The sequence below is a fragment of the Liquorilactobacillus sicerae genome, from assembly GCF_029916425.1.
GTDB lineage: Bacteria > Bacillota > Bacilli > Lactobacillales > Lactobacillaceae > Liquorilactobacillus > Liquorilactobacillus sicerae.
In genome coordinates, this window is the sequence record NZ_JAHAVQ010000013.1 from 43,309 (window position 1) to 62,841 (window position 19,533).

A 19,533-nucleotide genomic window follows, 5' to 3' on the forward strand; every position below is an offset into this window, starting at 1 on the left:
TTAGGGGCTATTTATCTTTTCTTATTAGTAAGCGTTCCTAAAAAGCGGGGCTAAATTGAATTATTAATCGTTGATTAGTTGCTTGCGCGATCTTAGATAATATCTTAGTCGAAACATTCATTGATCCATTTGCAATTCTAGCAATAGTTGATTGTGGTTTAGCAATTAGATTAGCAAATTCACGTTGACTCATACCCATATTTTTACGGAGATCATGAACTTTAATCCCCTACCTTTAAGTTGATATTTTCTTGTTCAACGGGCTTTGCAAAATCAGGATCATTTTTACTTTTTTCAGCAACATATTCATCAATTTTACTCATTGTTGGTCCTCTTTATTAAAATATTTGCTTCGTCGATTCCGAGCAATCTTCTTTCACTTTCTGATATTTTTGGCATTTTTTTAGTGAACGCATTGGTGATTAAGTAATGAGATCGTTGTACTTGGAAATAGCTAGCTCTCTGAATATTTGAAGTTCTTTTAGAGCAAATTTCATAGAGATTGTTTTCCAGTTTTTTAACCCATAATTGACGTTCTGTGATAATTAGACAGTTATTTTCAATATTTTGAATGGTCGCAATTAATTTGACAGCGTCTTTATCAGGTGGTTGATCTAAAGATTTTTTAAATTCATTCCAGTGAAGCCATGACTTTAGCTTATTTGGGCATAGACCAGGCCAGTACCGAAACTAGGTTAGATTAAATTGATTTTAGCAGGTACTATGGATCTGAGAACAAAGAAGAAAAACAAAAGGAAATTAAAAAAACGTGTGTAGCCTGGAGATTTTCTTAGAGCTAGTATTTTATTATCCCATTAAATTGGTATCAAACAAGAAATATTTCTGTCAATACCAATTATGATTGAACTTCGTTTAACGTTTATTACTATTTTGAAGCGTTATAACTTGGTTACTGTTTTCATCAGGGGAATTCAATTTTAAGTAAATTCCAAATCCGATGGCCCACAAAATAGCACCAAGTGCCGGCAGACGTGAGGTGGAGCTGAAAAACAAACTCAAGAAAACTGCTGCAAAGAACAAAATTGTCAGTGGTTCAGTCAATTGATAAGCTGGCATTTTAAAACCATTTGGTACAAAGTCTGGTGATCGACGATACTTGATATGTGCAACCATTGTCAAAATGCACACCAAAATATAAATATCGCCGGAAACCGAAGCAACAAAAGTGAAGGCTGAACTAAGTTGACTGAATAAACTCAGTAATGGTGCCCCAAGCATCATTATTGCCGAAAACAAAATACTATTGATAGGAATCCCCTTGTTTGAGATTTTTTTAAAAATTTTCAGATGATTTGAATTACTTTCGACTGCTAGCTGATAAAGGTGCCTACCAGTTGAAAAAATTGCACTATTTAGTGTCGAAGTAGCTGCAATTATGACTACGAAATTAATGATTATTGCAGCTGCAGGCAAACCTGCTAATTTGAAAATTTGAACAAACGGGCTTTGTGTGGCACTGATCTTTTGCCAGGGAGCAATCATCATAATGACCGCTAAAGATCCAATATAAAAGAATAAGATTCGTCCAATGATTTGATTAATGGCCTTGGGTAAAACTTTGTGTGGTTCTTTAGTTTCAGCAGTAGTAATGCCAACAAACTCCATCCCTTGAAAAGCAAAAAATACCATTGGAAAAGCAAAAATAAACTGACCAACTCCATTTGGAAACATTGTAAAGTTTTTAGTCAGATTGGTCACAGAGGCTTGGCTGCCACTAATACCAGTGTGATGAACTAGCACCATCCATCCGCCAATTACGATCAAAGCTAAGATTGTTAAAATCTTAATTCCTGATAAGACAGTTTCTGTTTTACCAAATATACTGACGATTGATAAATTGATTAATGTCAAAGTAATCAAAAAGACAATCTGAATCAGCCAAGCAGGTGTTTTGGGAAACCAGAGTTGAAAATAAGTTGCTAAAGCAGTTAATTCAGCCATGGCTGCCAATATCAATTCCAGCCAGTAACTCCATTCGGCAAAACGGCCAAAACTGCTACCTAAATAGCGGTGAATAAATGCCACGAATGTATGTTGATTAGGATCTGCATACATCATTTCGCCAATTGAGCGCATTAACATGAAGAAAAAGAATCCAATAGCTGCATAAACAAACAAGATTGAAGGTCCAGTCCGATGAATTGTACTGCCGGCACCTAAAAACAAACCGGTTCCAATTGATCCTCCAAAAGCAATCATTTGGACTGCTAAATTGGATAAACCTCGGTATGTTCCATCATGATTAACTTTCAAATTTTCTTTACTTTTCAACTTTAAATCTCCTTAGCTTTGATTGAACTCCTTTAGACTTTCAAATTTTAATCAATCGCATCCAGTGCTTGCTTTAAATCTGCAATTAAATCATCTGCATTTTCAATGCCAACTGAAATTCGAATTAAATCAGGTGTAATACCTACTTGTTTTAACTCTGTTTCATTCAACTGAGCATGGGTAGTTGAGGCTGGATGAATAATCAAGGATTTAGCATCACCCACGTTTGCTAACAAAGAGAAAATTTTTAAATGCTCAATCAAACTCTTACCGGCTTTTTCTCCACCTTTCAAACCTAAAGTGAAGATTGATCCGACTCCCTTAGGAAAGTCACGTTTTGATAAAGCATAGTAAGGACTGTCAGGCAGTTCAGGATATTTGATCCAAGCTACTTTAGGATGATCCTTCAAGAAATTAATTACTTTACGAGTATTGGCTACATGACGTTCCAAACGTAGCGATAGGGTTTCAAGCCCTTGCAGCAGTAAGAAAGAGTTAAAAGGGCTAATTGTTGCTATCACGTAAACCTTCCGCACGTACTTTAGTAGTAAAAGCAGCACCTTTCAAATCAGCAAATACTAATCCACTATACTGTGGGTCAGGTGTGGTAAATTCTGGGTAGCGTCCGCTGGTACGATAATCAAATTTATCATTTTCAGCAATTACACCGCCTAGCGTAGTTCCATGCCCACCAATAAACTTTGTTGCTGATTCAACAACGATATCTGCTCCGTGTTCCAGCGGTCGATAAAGATAAGGCGATGCAAAAGTGTTGTCAGAAATCAAAAGAATACCATGTTGATGAGCAATTTCAGCAATTTTTTCCAAGTCAATCAAATTAATATCGGGATTTCCAATTGTTTCAACATATAGGGCTTTGGTGTGATCATTGATTTTTTTATCAAAATTTATTGGATCATCTGGATTTACAAAATGAGTTTTGATCCCAAGTTTTGGTAATGTAACATTAAATAAATTATAAGTGCCTCCATATAATGTACTGGCTGCTACAATTTCATCACCTTGTCCGGCAATATTAGTGATTGCTGCTGTGATTGCCGCTGCACCAGTTGCTAAAGTGATACCACTTGTTCCATGTTCTAAAGCAGCAATTCGTTGATCAACTACAGCAGTTGTTGGATTTGTCAGTCGGCCATAAATATTGCCTGCTTCTTTTAAACCAAAACGGTTTGCTGCTTGTTTTGCATCCTTAAAAACGTACGAAGTTGTTTGATAAATGGGGACAGCTCGAGCACCAGTTTCATCTACAGTTTGCCCAGCATGTACTTGAAGTGTTTCGAAACGAAAATTATTTTTTGTCATATTAAATTCCTCCTGTGAATAAAAATATTAAGATAATAAAAAATCCCTACAGTATAATTAATTACACTGTAGGGACGTATTCAACGCGGTACCACCCGTATTCATTTGAATATTACTATTCAAATCTCAACGGCACTAATATATGCCAGGGATTATATCGTATCCTCACGAATCATAGGCTTTCACCACTGATTTACAACTCCGAGCTCATCTTCAGCTTTATTCAAACGCCCATTTGCACCTGCTTGGGCTCTCTTCAGGATGAAATTCAGCTTACTCTTCTCATCAACATTTAATTATTATCTTGTTCGTATGCTATCACTTAAAATTTTACATGTCAACACCTTTTTGAAGAAATTATTATTGTACATTGCAAAAAGAGATGGTTTGAAGCTTTTTAGTATAAAATAAATTTAGAACAATTATTTAAAAAATTGTACTCTAAATGGAGATAAAATATTCAACTTGACATTTTTCTTAATAAAGCTTAAAATGCTATTAAATTATTAATTTTAAATTAAACTACACATATTCTTTTGAAAAGAAGAGTAGCTGTCATGATCGAGTCAAGAGAGCCTGGGAAAGCTGAAAACAGGTATCGATAAAACAGTGAAGATGAGCTTTGAAACAGAAGCAGTTAGTGAAAGCTGGCTGTTCGGTAGGAACCGTTACTTTCCCAGATATTTGTGATTTACAAGTATTGTTGAGACATCGACTTTTGATGTGAAAAAGGGTGGCACCGCGATTTTTTCGTCCCTTGTTCGTCATAATTGACAAACAAGGGTTTTTTTGTGTAATTAATTTAATAATATTTTAGAAAGGTGGAAAAATATAGAAGAAAAGAATAACTTCGCTTGGATAATAAAAAGCTTTATGTTTATTGAATCAAAATCTATTCTGCTTAAATCTGTAATTTACAGAATCATGACAGATTTGCAAAGAATAAGGATGATCCGAATTGCTTACATAGCTTAAAAATTTAAAAAGAATTATACAAGGGGGTTGAATATGGATTGGACGGTAATCCAGGCTGCAATTCCAAATTTTGTGGCTGGATTAAAAATCACACTATGGATGTCATTTGTGGGAATTTTAGGTTCTTTAATCGTTGGCTTATTTTGTAGTTTGATACAGTACTTTAAACTGCCAGTGATTGCAAAAATTATTTCAGTGTACGTTGAAGTTTCGCGTAATACACCATTATTGATCCAGTTATTTTTCTTATATTATGCATTTCCTGTAATTGGTTGGAAAATGTCAGCTGGAACTTGTGGTGTTGTTGGATTGACCTTTTTAGGTGGCAGCTATATGGCAGAAGCTTTTACCGGAGGGTTCAAAGGTATTACCCAAAGTCAAATTGATGCCGGTAAAGCCATCGGTATGAATCGTAAACAATTGGCTAGATATGTTATTTTTCCACAAGGTTTGTCGTTGAGTGTTCCGGCATTGGCAGCCAATGTAATTTTCCTAATCAAAGAAACTTCAATTTTTTCAGTAATTGCGATCCCAGAACTGACCAATACGGCGCTTGATTTAATTGGAATCTATTATCGTAGCAATGAATATCTGTTTATGCTGGTCGTTGCTTATGCCATTATTTTGATACCATTATCGATCATTCTGACACTTCTAGAAAGGAAGGTACGTTATGGATCGTTTGGGAATTGATATTTTATTTGCTGGCAATAATTTTCAAAGATTACTTGGCGGCTTATGGACAACGGTTTGGATTGCTCTTTTATCGATTATCATTGGGCTGATCTTAGGTACGATTTTGGGGATGCTGCGGACATTGAAAAATCGTCCATTGCGAGTCGTACTTCGCTTATATTTGGAATTTTTTCGAATCGTTCCAACAGTCGTTTTGCTCTTTTTGGCCTATTACATCCTACCACGCCAACTAAATATTAATTTGCCAGCCGATCAAGTTGCCGTTTTAGCCTTTGCCTTGTGGGTATCAGCTGAATTCAGTGATATTGTTCGCGGAGCTTTAATTTCAGTTCCAAAACATCAGCGTGAATCAGGCTTGGCAATCGGCTTGAATCATTGGCAGCTTTTCCGCTATGTATTGTTGCCGCAAGCATTGACTTTGGAGCTGCCAGCGACGATCAACCTGGCAACTCGTGTTGTTAAAACGACATCACTTTTAATGCTGATCAGTGTCATGGATGTGATCAATATTGGCCAGCAGATCGTTGAAGCTAATGGGCAGACGAATCAAAATGGGATCTTTTGGGTCTACGGCTTGATCTTTTTCTTCTACTTCATTGTTGATTATCCATTGTCACTGCTGGCAAAAAAATTAAATGCTGCCAACCAGTATTAATTGGAGGAAGATCTGATGACAAAAGAAATTTTACGAGTTGAAAAGCTGAACAAGTTTTACGGTCAAAAGCAGATTTTATTTGATGTTGATTTTTCGATCAACCAAGGTGAAGTCTTAGCCTTACTTGGCCCGTCTGGTTCGGGGAAAAGTACACTGATTCGCTGCTTGAACGGCTTGGAGCAGTATCAAAGTGGCACGGTGTTTTTTAGTAACCAAAAAATTGACCCAACAGAAAAAACTTGGTTGAAATTACGGCAAAAGATCGGGATGGTTTTTCAAAGTTACGATTTGTTTCCAAATTTAACAGTTCTAGACAATATTTTGTTGGGACCGACCAAGGTTCAAAAAAAGAGCCGGGCAGCAGCAAAAAAAGAAGCTGTTTCGTTGTTGCAGCGTGTTGGCTTGGAACAATATGTTAATGCTTATCCCAGACAGTTATCCGGTGGTCAAAAACAGCGAATCGCAATTGTCAGAGCTTTAGCCCTACATCCTAAATTGATGTTGTTTGATGAAGTTACCGCGTCGCTTGATCCAGAAATGGTTCGCGGTGTCTTGGAAATCATCAAAGAATTATCTGAAAAAGATGATATGACGATGATCATCGTAACGCATGAAATGAACTTTGCGGAACAGATTGCCGATCGGGTCTTGTTCTTAGAGGATGGTCATATTTTGGAAAGTACTGCTGGCAAACAGTTCTTTGTTCATGCTCAGACACAACGAGCACGTGAATTTTTAGAGAGTATGAAATTTTAAAAAATAGGAGAAGGGGAAATCTTATGAAAAAATTCAATTTAAAAAAATTTATTGCAACTGGGGCAGTTTTAGCCGCCGCCGCTTTGACTTTGACGGCTTGCGGTTCATCAAAGAGTTCAAGTTCATCATCTAGTTCAAATAATCAAAGTTCAGTTGCGGCGATCAAAAAACGTGGTACGATTAAAGTTGCCGTTTTTGGCGATTTGAAACCTTACGGCTGGGTCAATCAAGACGGCAAACGGGTTGGCTATGATGTTACTTTGGCACGGCGGGTTGCTAAAGACCTTGGTGTTAAAATCAAGTTTGTGCAAGTCAATGCTGACAGCCGTGTTGATGCGCTGTCTTCAAATAAGGTTGATTTAGTATTGGCAAACTTTACGGTCACAGCCGATCGTAAAAAAGTTGTTGATTTTGCCAATCCGTATATGAAAGTTTCAGTTGGGGTTGTTTCGCCCAAGAGTAATTTGATCACGGATGTTAGTCAGTTAAAGGGTAAGCAGGTCATTGTAACCAAGGGCACCACAGCCGAAACATACTTTACTCAGAAACAAAAGAGTGTTAACCTGTTGAAATTTGATTCTAAAACGCAGCAATTTAATGCTTTGAAGAATAAACGTGGGGTTGCTTTGGCTGATGATAATACTTACTTGTATGCCTGGGCTAAGTCACATCCTGATTACAAAGTTGGAATTAAAAAGCTGGGTGAAAATTCTTATATTGCACCAGCTGTTAAAAAGGGTAATAAATCATTGTTGAATTGGACTAATAAAGAGATTAACAAACTTACTAAACAAGGCTTCTTTAAAAAATCCTACAATCAGGATTTGAAACCTTACTTCAGTTCAGATGTTAAATCTTCTGATGTAATTATCAATAAATGATCCTAAATTTAAAAGATTCCTGCAAGCAATTGCCTGCAGGTTTTTTTAGTTTAGCAATAAGCTGTATTCCAAGATTGTAAGCATAGATGAATTAATTTACAAGCTGTTATGATTTAAACTGTAATTAATCATTAGCAAAATGCTGCTCCAAAACTTGTAAAACACCACTTTGCTGATTAGTTGGGGCAAGATATTTGGCAGTCTGCAAAACTTCATGACTACCATTAGCCATTGCGTAGCTATGACCAGCCAGTTGCAACATTTCTAAATCATTGCCACCATCCCCAAAAGCCATCAACTCATTTGAAGTGATTTTCCAATGAGCTAGCAGTTTTTTCAGGGCAGTAGCTTTATTCAAACCTGGGACGATCAAATCAAGATCATCATTGCCGCCGGAAGTTGCTGCAACCTGGCCATTGGTGATCTCGGGAATCAGTTTTTGGAAATAAGTTCCTTGACCATCAATTACATGGATATTGATTTTAAAGAAATTATCGGCCGGCAATTCCTGAAATGAATTGATTTCTTGTAAAGCCGGATAATAAAATTGCGCTAATTTTCTGAATTTAAGTGGATCATTTTTACAAATATAAGCACTCTTGGCGCCACAAATATTTATATGCAAAACTTGGGGCATGCTCTTTAAAAGCTTGATGGTTTTCTTTAAAATGGGGTTGGCAAAACTGCCAGCAAAGATCTCCTGATTACGATCGATCACAAGGGCTCCGTTCTCAGCTGCAAAACTTATTTGATCGGCAATTGGTGAAAAAATTTGGCGCAAACGTTGATACTGGTTGCCACTAGCAACAATAAATTTAATCTTTTTGTGTTTCATAATTTGATAGATGGCTAAGAAGCGCTGTTGCTCATAGCTTTTATCATTTTTTAAAAAGGTACCATCCATATCGACGGCGACGGCTTTGATCATTATCCTCACTCCAGGTTGTCAAGTTGAATTTACTCTTATGATAACGTTTTATCAAGGAATAGGAAAGCTCAATTTAATTGATGACTTTTTAAAAGCTATTTTGAACCCGCCGTGCTTTGTGCTACATTAAAAGTGTCAAGCAAAAAAAATCAAAGGTGGTTTAAGATTGTGAGCGACATTCCATCATTAAAGTTAAAGATAATTGGCTGGAGTCTGCTGATTGGTTTAACAGTTGGCATAGTAGTCAGCTGTTTTCGCTGGTTGATTGAATATTCCTTGAAGAATTGGCATCAGCTCTATGCTCTTGCCAGTAATTCGTGGTTTTGGTTATTAGTGGTTTTACTGCTATTTGGCGTAATTACCTGGTTGATCGGATGGATCGTCAAACCAGAACCGCATGTTAAAGGCTCAGGAATTCCGGAAGTTGAACTGCAATTAGCTGATAAGCTGACGCTAACTAGGCCACTATCAATTGTTTGGCGGAAATTTGCTGCTGGGGTTTTAGCAATTGGATCTGGTGGCTTTTTAGGCAGGGAAGGTCCTTCGGTTCAATTAGGTGCTGCTCTTGGCCAGGCATTAGCCGAAAAACTCAAACTTGATCGACAAAATTGGCGTTTGTTTGTTGCAGCCGGTGCCGCTTCTGGCTTGTCAGCGGCGTTCAGTGCTCCTTTAGCCGGAACGATGTTTGTTTTAGAAGAAGTTTCCCATAGCTTTTCAGTGCTGTTGTGGTTAGGTTCTTTAAGTGGTGCGTTGATGGCCGATTTGGTGACCGAAAAAGTCTTTGGTTTAACTCCGGTTTTGAAGATTAGCTACCAACAAAGCATGCCCTTAAAATATTACTGGATCTTAATAGTTTTAGGATTATTGCTAGGGGTACTAGGCTTTTTATATCAACAGGTTACCTTGCGGAGTTCACGTTTCTACTTGCTGTTTAGCCGAGTTCCACGTCAGTACCATACAATTATCATGCTGTTATGTACTTTACCAGTTGCTTTGTGGCTTCCCCAGATTATTGGCGGTGGTAATTCTTTGATTGTTATGCTGCCACATATTGGCTGGAGTGTTGGCCTGTTGCTGATCGTTTTTGTTTTGCGCTTTGTGTTAGCGGCAATTTCATTTGGTTCCGGAGTACCCGGTGGCATTTTTTTGCCGATCTTAACTTTAGGAGCTGTTATCGGTGCATTAGTCGGGACGATTTTACATACGATCGGTCTGTTGCCGGCAATTTATATTCCCAACTTAATTATTTTTGCGATGGCTGGTTATTTTGCTGGCATCAGTAAGGCACCTTTTACCGCAATTATTTTAATCACTGAAATGGTTGGCTCATTGGCGCACCTCATGCCGTTAGCGACAGTTTCACTATTAGCTTATGTTGTGATTGATTTGTTAGGAGGGGCACCAATTTATGAATCACTAGCAGCTAAAATGCATTTAAATCAGCAATTGACCAATTTGACTGGTCGTTTGGATCAGTTCAAATTGGTTGTTTCACCAGTCAGTAATTTGACCGGCAAAGAAGTTCGGCAGATTGCTTGGCCAACTGGAGCAATTTTGACACGGATCACACGGGATGAAAAACAAGTTGTTGCTAAGGGTGATACTGTTTTGCGACCCAAAGATCAGCTGACGATTTTGGTTGATAGTTGCAAGTTGGGGGAAGTTAAAGACTTTTTACTGAAGCAAAATTAGTATTTTAAAGCAATTCTTTAGCTTAATACTCAGCAATAAAGTCTAAAAGTGTTAGCTATTCTTTGCTTTTAACGAGCATTTGAGAGAGTTCCCAAGTTTTTTTCGATACTAATTATAAATAGTGATTATTGCCAAAAAAGCATTCTGCAACTTGTTAAGCTTACAGAATGCTTTTTTGACAGTTAAGATTAAGCTGATGAGCAGCAATTTATCTTATTTTTCAGCTTTGTACTTGTTGGTTAAACTGTTTAATTACTTGATTTAGATCTTAGTTTAATATTTTTTCAAGGATATCATCGGCAATTAACGCGCGTTTTTCTTTAGCTTCGGTCGTATTAATTCCTTGATATGGGTTTTCGAAAATTTCTTTAATTCCTTGATCCTTAATTAATACAATCCGATTTGCCATCCGGACAGCTTCATTAATATCATGAGTAACTAAAATAGTTGTGATCTGCTTTTTTTGACAAACCTCTATGATTAAATCTTGCATATTGCGCCTGGTTAGTGCATCCAAAGCTCCTAAGGGTTCATCTAATAATAGCAGGTCAGGATGAGCAAATAAAGCTCTGGCTAATGCCAGACGCTGTTTTTGACCACCAGATAATTTTGTGGGATAAACAGCTGCGTATTCAGTTAAGCCAACTAAATCAAGTAGGTTTTTGACTTCTTTTTGAGCTTGCGCATTTTTGCTAGCAAAAGTAATATTATCTAATACCGACATCCATGGTAAAAGTCGGTCCTCTTGAAACATCATTCTAGCCTTGTCATTCATTTTATCAATCAGTTGATCATTTTGCTTGATTTTTCCGTTATTTGGTTGCTCCAAACCGGCAATTAAACGTAACAGTGTACTTTTTCCACCACCGCTTTTCCCAACCAGTGCTAAAAATTCATGATGATAAACATCTAAATCAACGTTTTTTAAAACAATATGCTGACCATAGACTTTACTGATATCACGGATGGTCATTAAAACATTTGCTGTCATTTTTCCTCCTATCCGCGCCAATCTAAAAAGATAATTTCTAGATTTTTAGCAATGAAATCTGATAATTTTCCTAGCAACGCATAAATTAAAATACATAAAATAATTGTTTTCATATCCATAAACTGCTCAGCGTTAGTTGACATATAACCAATTCCAGAACTTGCAGAAATTGTTTCAGCGACAATTAAAGTTGTCCACATTACGCCAAGCGCATACCTGACTCCCATTAAAATCGTTGGTAGGGCTGCTGGAAAAATGATTTTACGAATCATAGCTGAACGATTCAAGCCATAAGCTTTACCCATCTCAATAATTTTATGATCAACTGAAGTGATACCATGATAAGTATTAATATACATAGGAAACATACAACCAATTGCTACCAGAAAAATCTTTGCTGGTTCACCAATACCCATTAACAAAATAACCAGTGGAATCAAAGCCAAATGAGGGATGTTGCGGAGCATTTGAACGGTACTGTCAAATGTTAAGCGAGCAACTTTTGATAAACCATTAATAAAACCAAGAACAAAACCTACACCACCACCAATCACGAAGCCGACAGTTGCTCGATATAAGCTGATGCTCATATTCTGAGGGAGTTCCCCCTTAATGGTCAAATCAATACCATCTTTTAAAACTTCTAGCGGTGAAGGCAAAATTGATGATGAGACCCATCCAATACTGACAACTAGCTGCCAAAACAAAACAATGGCAAGCGGAATAATCCAGGGGATGATTCCTTGAAGCGAAAACTTTTTCTTATTAAGGACTGATGCGTCACTCATGACAACTACCTCCTTGTGCATTTAATTCCTGTTGCAACTGAAATCTCAAAATTTTTCCTACCCGATTGTGAGGCAGTTTATTTACAAAAATTAATTGTTGCGGCCGTTCAAATTTAGCAAGATCCTTTTCCAATAATTGAGTTAACTCTTTTTTGGCAATTGCTTGGTTGATAGAATCATTCAAAACAATTACTGTCACGATTTTTTCACCAAATAGCTGATCGAAAATACCAACTGCTGCAGCTTCGCGAACAAAATCTGCTTGCAATAATACATTTTCAATCTTAAGTGGACTAATCTTATGTCCACCGTAATTGATTAGTTCCTTAGATCTACCAGTTAAATAAAGATAACCGTCAGAATCAAAATATCCTAAATCTCCCGTCCTTAGCCAACCATCGATGAAATCAAGGCTAGGATCCCGATTTACATAGGATGTAATTACATTTTTGCCTTTTAACAAAATTTCTCCAACCTGGTTAGGAAGCTCTTCTGGTTGATTATTGATCAGGATACTGACTTTAGTTCCAATCGGTTTGCCAACAGAACCTCTTTTGGAATGTTCTAAAGGATTGACACATATCTGGCCGGCAGCTTCGGTCATACCGTAACCTTGGATGATTGGAATTTGATATTTTTTTTCGAAGCGTTGTTGCAATTTACTACTTAAAGGAGCAGAAGCACTTCTTAAAAATCTTAGGCTTGAAGAAGTTACAAAATTTTGCTGAGCTTTTTTATTTGCCAGTAAAATTGAAATAACACTGGGAGAAGCCGAGACCCAGGTTATTTTTTCATCTTTTATTTGCTGCCAGAAATGGCTAGCACTGAACTTCAATGGCAAAAGAACACATCCACCACTCAATAGAGTTGAAAGCATAGCAATTATTTGAGCATTGATATGAAAGAGTGGCAAAACGATTAAAGTTCGATCTGCTTCAGTTAGCTGCTGACTTTGAATTACAAACTGAGTTGCTGTCAATAAATTTTCATGAGTTAAGATAACTTTTTTTGGTTTTCCAGTTGTGCCGGAAGTATACATCATCAGGGCGGGCTGAGTTGCTAACGGTGGGGTAATTGAACTTTTATTGAAATTTGAGTCATTGTTTACTTTATAAAAAACATGACAAGGCAACACCCCTAAAAAGCTAACTTCTCTTTGCTGCCACCTGTTTTGCTTTTGTAACAATTCAAAATGTTCAGTTGATGGGAAAACAACTTGATAGTTTTCAGTCACTAATTCGTTTTCCAGTTCGTTAGCGGTCAATAAAGGAGCAGCCGGATGAATTAGCAGTCCATACTCATAAGCAGCTAGCATTATCAGCGGATAAACTGCACTGTTTTCTTTAGTGACTAGGATTCGATCATTTGGACGCAAATTTATAGATTGAAAAAAATCAATCAGCTGGTTGATGGCAGTTTTTGTTTGTTTACGTGTTAGCCAAACATTAGCTGCCAGATCTTTAATTATTTTTTTATCCGGTTGAGCTGTTAGTATTTCATTAATTTTTGAAATCAGCTGCGACATTTTAGCCAGCTTCCTCTCTCTTGCTATATTATTATTTCAAATAATCAACATGTTTACTGATGGTTACCTGCTTGTTTAAAATCCCAGACTGATAAAATGTATTGGCAATTTTTTGTTCTTCTTTGGCATATTCATCATTCATTTTATAAATACCAAATACTCGACGCTTAACTGCCAATTGTACAACTTTTTTAGAAAGTTTAAGATCTTTAACCATCATTTTGATAACTTTGGCATGATGAGTATTAGCCCAGTGCATATCTTGTTCACCATATTTAATGATCAAACGACTCAAAGAACGATGATTTTTAGCAAACTTAGTTGGCGAAACAATGAAACTGCGATTAACGGCACCAGTTTGTTTACCATTTATCAATAATTTTGAGTTTTCAGTCAACTCAACTTGAGCGACAGTTGGATCCCAATTAGCCCAGGCATCGACTTTATCTTTGGAATAGGCAACAGCAGCTGCATCTTGATCTAAATTGACCCACTTAATATCATCGACTCCTAAACCAGCTTTACGTAAAGCACGTAATAGCATATATTGCGAACTTGTACCTTTAGTGTAGGCAACTCGTTTGCCTTTAAGATCTTTGAGTGAATTAATTCCAGAATTCTTTTTAACTATAATGCCGCTACCTTTTTCTTTAGTGCCTCCAGCAGCAACATAGGTAAGTTTTGTTCCGGCAGCTAAAGCAGAAACTGGCGGAGTATCTCCAACACGGGCATAGTCTACATTACCAGTTGCCAACGCTTGCATCATAGCTGCACCATTTTGAAATTCTTTGAACTTAACTTTGTATCCTTTTTTCTCCATCTTTTTGGCAAATTGACCACGACTTTTGGCAATATCAAACTCATCACCAGCTTGAAAGCCAATCGTAACGGATTTTAGTTTAGCATTATCTTCTTCATGAACCAAAAACCAACCATAAACAGCAGCTGCTACCCAAAAAACAAGTAAGCTAAAAATCAGCCATTTTCTTGTTGTATGTTTCATAATGCACCTCTTATCTCAATTTGATTAATTGTTCCGTCAGTTTAGGCCTTAAAATTTTCCCCGTAGCATTACGCGGAAAGTCTTTAACAAAATAAATTTCAGTTGGTCGACGATATTTTGCCAAATGAGTTTCTGTATAAGCTAAAATTTCTTGCTTATACTGGTCTTGGATTTCAGAGTCTTCATTTTCAGTGATAATAGCGGCAGCTACATTTTCACCATAAAAGGAATCCGGTACTGGAACAACAGCAACATCTTTAACAAAGCTCAATTCACCGATCACTGCTTCAACTACTGCAGGACTAATCTTTTCGCCGCCGTGATTGATAATATCTTTAATTCGTCCATTGAGCCATAAATAGCCGTCGTCATCAAAATAACCTAAATCTCCCGTTTTTAGCCAACCATCTTTAAATGAAGAGGGATGATGGTCAAGATAATCAGTAATCACATGATCACCACGAATTGCAATTTCTCCCTGAACTCCTGGTTTGGTAGTAAAAGTATCTCCCTGAATGATCGCCACATCAGTATGGTATGGTTTGCCAACGGAGCCAAGTTTAATTTGATCGAGCGGGTTAAGAGTACATTGACTACATGATTCAGTCATGCCATATCCTTCCAGGATTGGCACACGATAACGTTCAGTAAATTCCTTTTGACGGTTGACAGACAAGATTGCTGAAGCACAGCGAATAAAGCGTAACTTATGATTTGGGCGAAACATTTCATTAGCTTTCTTGTTTTTTAACAGGATTGCTACAATTGTCGGTACAACTGAAGACCAGGTAACATCATTTTCTAAAATTTGTGACCAAAATTTGCTGGCACTGAATTTAGGAGCAATCACCATTTTGCCATCCGTCAACAATGTTGAAATAATGATTAGCTCTTGAGCATTAATGTGAAACATCGGCATAACAATCAAAACGGTGTCTTTGCTCGTCAAGCGATGACTGGCCAAATCATAATAAGCAGCTCGACGCATTACTTCATGAGTTAAACCAACCTTCTTAGGCTTTCCGGTTGTACCGGAAGTATTAAGGATCCAACCGTAAGAGCTCTCTAATGGAGTTTTTTCTTTGTTTGTATTACTTAAATTCTTTTTATTGAGAAAAACTAAATCCTCAAAAGTATTTAATTTGATATCTTGACGTTCAAGTTCAGCAAAATCAGCAAAAGCATTAGCTGTTTCAGGGGCAAAGATCATTGCCGGATAGTCATTTTCCTGATAATCAGCTGTTAGCTCGAAAGCTGGAGTTGTTGCTGAAACTGGATGAGCCGTAATTCCTAACTGCCATAAAGCTTGATTAATTGGTAAATAGACGGAAGAGTTTGCCAAACACATGAAGACAACATCCCCACGACCTAAACCAGCTGCCAGAAAAATTTTCTTTAACTGTTGAATATCAGCTTTAAGATCTGCCCCTTCAAACCATTTGTTTAAACGTTCGTCCTTTACAAATTTGCGGTGCAGGTTTTTTTCAAGATGAGCTGTTAGTTCATCAGTTAACTTTGTCATTAATAATTACTTCCTTCCAAAAATTTTTTGTGGTCGCCCAATTAAAATACCAAAGGGCGGAACTTTGTAACAGAAATATGAAATTAGCCAGGTACCACCTAAAACAAAAAGATAGCCAAACGGTAAGCACAATAATAAAAGCCAATTTGGCGCGGCACCATTTAAAGGAGCTAAAATCTTAAGCAGAAAAGTTAAAGCAAAAGTCTGTGTTAAATAAACACCAAAAGAAATTTTTGATGAAATAGCGACTAAACGTGAAAACCACTGCCATTTTGGTTCAAGACGATGTCGATCATATGCCCAGCTAATACACAAGACACTGCAAATCATCATTGAAGCATAGATCATTAAATATGGTTGGTGGATCAATTCGGTATAATGTTGACTTAGTTTTAAGATCCTATCGTTGACGTAATATAATCCGAATGTTCCCAAAGCTAACAATCCGGTCAATGAATAGATAATTTTTTGATGTTCAACAAAAAATTTCTTGACTTGTTGGTAATGGATTGAAGTAAAGGCACCAGCAATAAAGTAAAACTGATACGACAAGACAAAATTACCATAATATTTGATCAAATATGGCCAGTGATCGTGATTTTGAATTGGATAAATATATTTAGCCCAAATCAGGAAAAATAGTTGAACCAAAGCACTGATTACAAAAATCAGCAAATGATAATTGGGAAATTTTCTAAACAACCAAAGCATAATCGGGAAAATCAAATATAATTGAAAAGTTACAAGAATATAATACATATAGAAATGATCACCATGGATTACAGCCCAAAGCCAATCACCCAACCAAGTACTAAATCCTAATTTTTCTCCGGTCATCCAAGCTGCAAATAGCAGAAAGAACCCGTTCCAAAATAAATATGGGATGCCTGAGCCCTTGTATCTTTTTTTCCAAAACTTGAATAAGTTCATATTCAAATCGTTATAATGTTGCAAAAATAAGACTAAGCCAGTAATGAACATGAATCCCATTCGAGTAAAATGCAGCATTAGATGAGTTGCCAGTAAGATCAAACGTGGATAACTAGCAGATATGTTGGCAATAAAAGCCGATGTTGTATGATTGGCCAGCACCCCAAAAATAAAAATGCATCGCATCAAATCTACTTCATACAAGTAGGGATGCTTCCTTTTTTTTATCAATTCGAACTCCTCCAAAAATATTCTGTTTCCATAAAAACCGGTATAAAACTTTACCAGATGTCTTTGAAGAAACTGTGAATTTTTATTGAACTTATTAATTTTTTATTAAGACAAATATTATTGATCTTAATTTTCTGAGTTATTGGTAACAAGTTTTAAGATTGTCCAACTATTCATAATGGAGATCCTCTTTTCTACCAATCAAGCTTTTTAGAAATACCTTTTTTCTCAATAAATTGGTTAATGCCCAAGAGATTCCCAAAACCCCTACATAAGCTAATGGTAACAAAACTATAAGTGTAATGAAACTTATTGTTGGTTTTGCATACTGAATCAATAGATAGATCGTTGTTAATGGTATCAGTTGAACCAGGTAAATTCCAAATGAACATTCAGCCAGGTTTGTAATCCAATGATTCCATGATTTGCTGTGGCGGCGTTTATCCGCGTACCAAATACCAATCAGCCAGGTCTGTAAAATAACTAATGAAGCATAAAATAAGATATATGGTTGATGAATCAGATTTGCATGGTGGCGATTTAATCCTAAAATAGCTGTATTGAAATAATATAACCCAATCGTTCCAACCCCTAAACTGAGGGTAGCGAAAGTTATCCAATGACTAAATTTTGTGATGAATTGTTTAACATACTGATAATGAAGAGCACAGAAGGCTCCAGCAATGAAATAAAATTGATAACTCAAAACAAAATTACCGTATGCTCTGATCAAATAAGGCCAACCTGAATGACTAATTTTTCCATAGAAATATTTAAAATAAATCGTCATTAACAATTGTATAACGAAACTGATTTGTAGAACTTGCAGATGATGACCGCTGGTTTTTTCAAACAACTTGAGCAATAAAGGAAAAACTAGATATAATTGAAACAGAACAAAAAGATAATAAAGATAAAATTTGTTACCATGAATTACAATTTGCCACCATTGAACTAACCAATTAAAGAAAGAAAAATTGTTAGAACTGGCTAATGTTTGTAGGAATGAAAAGAGAGTAATCCAAAATAGATATGGTACTAAAAGTATTGAAAAACGTTTCAGTAAAAAGCTTTTTATATCAAGTTTTTTGTCAGCATGTTGCCAAAATAAAACCAGCCCAGTAATGAACATAAAGCCAAAGCGAGGGAAGTGTAATAACAGATGTGTTGAAAGTAAAAATTGTCGGCTGACTGTTTGTGAAGGTAATAAATCAGTAAAAGCACTGGTTGTATGATTAGCTAAAACTCCACAAATAAAAAACACTCGCATAAAATCAACTTCATATAAATAAGCACGTTTTTTTTCTGGCATTAAAATTCTCCTAAACAGTTAATGTTTTAATGATGGCAAAAAAAAACAATTATTTGGTGAACGAAATTTGATTTTTCTTGATGAATGTATGAAGACTTTGTTAAGCTTCAACAAAAGCTTATTTACTTAATTAATTTAAAATGGCATTTAATAAATTTATTAAGTGTTATTATGTTGGTCAATCGTGGACTTGGTTAAAGATGTTCAACAAGATAATTGAAAAGTAAATCCTTGAAACTTTTATTACAATATGTTTGATATAATTTGAGGTGTGTATAGATAGAAAGACTTATAGAGATTCTTGCAGGTAAAAGCATTTTAATGAAAACTTTTTATAAATATAAAAGAAATAGTTTATTATTTAAAAGTATCAGCGTTTAGGAATCACTGGGTATTAAATAACAGAGGGGGATCAGCTTTTGGAATGACACTATCAGAGAAATTGAAGTACTGTCGAACAAGAAGGAGAATGACTCAAGTTCAAGTTGCAAACTTACTACATGTTTCAAGGAAAACGATCTCTGGTTGGGAGAACTCGCATAGTTTGCCCGATATATCAAGCTTAATTAAATTAAGTCAGGTTTATGAAATATCACTTGATGATTTGCTACAAGCCGATCATGTAGTTGATGATCGTGAGGTACAAAAAACTCAACATAATGCTAAAGTTGCAAGAATAACTTATAATTTAAACCTTGTGTTTTGCATACTGGCGTATTTTGAATTCTTTGACTTTAAATCGCCACATATTCCAATCGTTTTCAGCTTATTAGTTACTAATTTAATTATATATTTGTTCCATTTCTCTAATTGGGAGCTATCAAAAAAACGTTTACTGGTTTTTACCAGTTCGTTTCTGTTGCTATTTGGGTTGAATATTATTTTAAATATTGTTTTGGTTGGAAGTTCTAATTTTATCGCACATGCTGATCCTTATTTTATCTTTGGTTTTTCGCTTGGCCGATTACTTTCAAGTTTAGGAGTTACTTGTAGTTTAGAAGTAATCTTGTTCTTTAGACCACAAAAATAAGTT

Annotated in this window: 16 protein-coding genes, 3 pseudogenes and 1 other annotated feature; of the genes and pseudogenes, 7 read left to right on the forward strand and 12 right to left on the reverse strand. The window is 36.1% G+C overall.

The genetic code is table 11. The features are described 5' to 3' along the window. Window positions 1-37 precede the first annotated feature (37 nt). Window positions 38-323: pseudogene (locus tag KH893_RS08885) on the reverse strand (helix-turn-helix domain-containing protein). Next, window positions 316-582 (reverse strand): type II toxin-antitoxin system RelE/ParE family toxin, encoded by a 267-nt coding sequence (locus tag KH893_RS08890; protein ID WP_427860196.1) that lies wholly within the window; start codon window positions 580-582, stop codon window positions 316-318. Before KH893_RS08890 ends, KH893_RS08885 begins: the two are co-directional and overlap by 8 nt. A gap of 50 nt (window positions 583-632) precedes the next feature. On the opposite strand from KH893_RS08890, the pseudogene KH893_RS08895 reads away from it, so the two are divergent. Further along, window positions 633-704: pseudogene (locus KH893_RS08895) on the forward strand (site-specific integrase); the annotation flags it as partial. Window positions 705-873: 169 nt separating this feature from the next. Here KH893_RS08895 and KH893_RS08900 read toward each other — a convergent pair. Together KH893_RS08900 and KH893_RS08905 are read right to left on the reverse strand one after the other, a co-directional pair. Beyond that, window positions 874-2,292 carry an amino acid permease gene (locus KH893_RS08900; protein ID WP_281165802.1) on the reverse strand — a complete coding sequence of 473 codons (1,419 nt, stop codon included), beginning with the start codon at window positions 2,290-2,292 and terminating at the stop codon, window positions 874-876. 47 nt (window positions 2,293-2,339) lie between these two features. After that, window positions 2,340-3,615, reverse strand: a pseudogene (locus KH893_RS08905) (O-acetylhomoserine aminocarboxypropyltransferase/cysteine synthase family protein). Between the two features lie 528 nt (window positions 3,616-4,143). After that, window positions 4,144-4,376, forward strand: a binding site (T-box leader). A 247-nt stretch (window positions 4,377-4,623) separates the two neighbouring features. Here KH893_RS08905 and KH893_RS08910 point away from each other — a divergent pair. The 4 genes from KH893_RS08910 to KH893_RS08925 are packed head-to-tail and all read left to right on the forward strand — an operon-like array spanning window position 4,624 to window position 7,578. After that, window positions 4,624-5,283 carry an amino acid ABC transporter permease gene (locus tag KH893_RS08910; protein WP_281165803.1) on the forward strand — a complete coding sequence of 220 codons (660 nt, stop codon included), beginning with the start codon at window positions 4,624-4,626 and terminating at the stop codon, window positions 5,281-5,283. After that, complete coding sequence (locus tag KH893_RS08915) at window positions 5,264-5,941, forward strand: amino acid ABC transporter permease (protein WP_281165804.1); 678 nt, start codon at window positions 5,264-5,266, stop codon at window positions 5,939-5,941. Before KH893_RS08910 ends, KH893_RS08915 begins: the two co-directional genes overlap by 20 nt. Window positions 5,942-5,956: 15 nt before the next feature. After that, entirely contained in the window at window positions 5,957-6,697 is a 741-nt protein-coding gene (locus KH893_RS08920; RefSeq protein WP_281165805.1) for an amino acid ABC transporter ATP-binding protein, read from the forward strand. A 23-nt stretch (window positions 6,698-6,720) separates the two neighbouring features. Then, the gene (locus KH893_RS08925) at window positions 6,721-7,578 is read left to right on the forward strand and encodes a transporter substrate-binding domain-containing protein (RefSeq protein ID WP_281165806.1); all 858 of its coding nucleotides are present in this window, start codon (window positions 6,721-6,723) and stop codon (window positions 7,576-7,578) included. 124 nt (window positions 7,579-7,702) lie between these two features. On the opposite strand, the gene KH893_RS08930 is transcribed toward KH893_RS08925, so the two are convergent. Then, window positions 7,703-8,506 carry a Cof-type HAD-IIB family hydrolase gene (locus KH893_RS08930; protein WP_281165807.1) on the reverse strand — a complete coding sequence of 268 codons (804 nt, stop codon included), beginning with the start codon at window positions 8,504-8,506 and terminating at the stop codon, window positions 7,703-7,705. Between the two features lie 168 nt (window positions 8,507-8,674). On the opposite strand from KH893_RS08930, the gene KH893_RS08935 reads away from it, so the two are divergent. Continuing rightward, window positions 8,675-10,198 carry a ClC family H(+)/Cl(-) exchange transporter gene (locus KH893_RS08935; protein ID WP_281165808.1) on the forward strand — a complete coding sequence of 508 codons (1,524 nt, stop codon included), beginning with the start codon at window positions 8,675-8,677 and terminating at the stop codon, window positions 10,196-10,198. 268 nt (window positions 10,199-10,466) lie between these two features. Here KH893_RS08935 and KH893_RS08940 read toward each other — a convergent pair whose 3' ends face one another. The 7 genes from KH893_RS08940 to KH893_RS08970 all read right to left on the reverse strand — a co-directional run bounded on the left by KH893_RS08940 (window position 10,467) and on the right by KH893_RS08970 (window position 18,500). Then, on the reverse strand, window positions 10,467-11,189 hold the full coding sequence (locus tag KH893_RS08940) for an ABC transporter ATP-binding protein (RefSeq protein ID WP_281165809.1): 723 nt from the start codon (window positions 11,187-11,189) through the stop codon (window positions 10,467-10,469). 8 nt (window positions 11,190-11,197) lie between these two features. Further along, on the reverse strand, window positions 11,198-11,977 hold the full coding sequence (locus KH893_RS08945; RefSeq protein ID WP_281165810.1) for an ABC transporter permease subunit: 780 nt from the start codon (window positions 11,975-11,977) through the stop codon (window positions 11,198-11,200). Further along, a complete protein-coding gene (locus KH893_RS08950) occupies window positions 11,970-13,502 on the reverse strand; it encodes an AMP-binding protein (RefSeq protein WP_281165811.1) in 1,533 nt (510 codons plus the stop codon). The genes KH893_RS08945 and KH893_RS08950 overlap by 8 nt, the downstream gene beginning before the upstream one ends. A gap of 31 nt (window positions 13,503-13,533) precedes the next feature. Further along, window positions 13,534-14,505: an aliphatic sulfonate ABC transporter substrate-binding protein gene (locus tag KH893_RS08955; protein ID WP_281165812.1), complete on the reverse strand. Its 972-nt coding sequence runs from the start codon at window positions 14,503-14,505 to the stop codon at window positions 13,534-13,536. Between the two features lie 10 nt (window positions 14,506-14,515). Continuing rightward, a complete protein-coding gene (locus KH893_RS08960) occupies window positions 14,516-16,027 on the reverse strand; it encodes an AMP-binding protein (RefSeq protein ID WP_281165813.1) in 1,512 nt (503 codons plus the stop codon). A gap of 6 nt (window positions 16,028-16,033) precedes the next feature. Next, complete coding sequence (locus tag KH893_RS08965; protein WP_281165814.1) at window positions 16,034-17,188, reverse strand: acyltransferase; 1,155 nt, start codon at window positions 17,186-17,188, stop codon at window positions 16,034-16,036. 169 nt (window positions 17,189-17,357) lie between these two features. After that, the gene (locus KH893_RS08970; RefSeq protein WP_281165815.1) at window positions 17,358-18,500 is read right to left on the reverse strand and encodes an acyltransferase; all 1,143 of its coding nucleotides are present in this window, start codon (window positions 18,498-18,500) and stop codon (window positions 17,358-17,360) included. 424 nt (window positions 18,501-18,924) lie between these two features. Between KH893_RS08970 and KH893_RS08975 the strand changes: the two genes are divergently transcribed. After that, complete coding sequence (locus tag KH893_RS08975) at window positions 18,925-19,530, forward strand: helix-turn-helix transcriptional regulator (protein WP_281165816.1); 606 nt, start codon at window positions 18,925-18,927, stop codon at window positions 19,528-19,530. The last annotated feature ends 3 nt before the right edge of the window (window positions 19,531-19,533 follow it).

Bases quoted from the DNA above. Each gene is read 5' to 3' on its own strand.
- KH893_RS08960 (WP_281165813.1), bottom strand. From the start codon at position 16,027: ATGACAAAGTTAACTGATGAACTAACAGCTCATCTTGAAAAAAACCTG.
- KH893_RS08945 (WP_281165810.1), bottom strand. From the start codon at position 11,977: ATGAGTGACGCATCAGTCCTTAATAAGAAAAAGTTTTCGCTTCAAGGA.
- KH893_RS08970 (WP_281165815.1), bottom strand. From the start codon at position 18,500: ATGCCAGAAAAAAAACGTGCTTATTTATATGAAGTTGATTTTATGCGA.
- KH893_RS08955 (WP_281165812.1), bottom strand. From the start codon at position 14,505: ATGAAACATACAACAAGAAAATGGCTGATTTTTAGCTTACTTGTTTTT.
- KH893_RS08975 (WP_281165816.1), top strand. From the start codon at position 18,925: ATGACACTATCAGAGAAATTGAAGTACTGTCGAACAAGAAGGAGAATG.
- KH893_RS08940 (WP_281165809.1), bottom strand. From the start codon at position 11,189: ATGACAGCAAATGTTTTAATGACCATCCGTGATATCAGTAAAGTCTAT.
- KH893_RS08930 (WP_281165807.1), bottom strand. From the start codon at position 8,506: ATGATCAAAGCCGTCGCCGTCGATATGGATGGTACCTTTTTAAAAAAT.
- KH893_RS08915 (WP_281165804.1), top strand. From the start codon at position 5,264: ATGGATCGTTTGGGAATTGATATTTTATTTGCTGGCAATAATTTTCAA.
- KH893_RS08925 (WP_281165806.1), top strand. From the start codon at position 6,721: ATGAAAAAATTCAATTTAAAAAAATTTATTGCAACTGGGGCAGTTTTA.
- KH893_RS08950 (WP_281165811.1), bottom strand. From the start codon at position 13,502: ATGTCGCAGCTGATTTCAAAAATTAATGAAATACTAACAGCTCAACCG.
- KH893_RS08920 (WP_281165805.1), top strand. From the start codon at position 5,957: ATGACAAAAGAAATTTTACGAGTTGAAAAGCTGAACAAGTTTTACGGT.
- KH893_RS08910 (WP_281165803.1), top strand. From the start codon at position 4,624: ATGGATTGGACGGTAATCCAGGCTGCAATTCCAAATTTTGTGGCTGGA.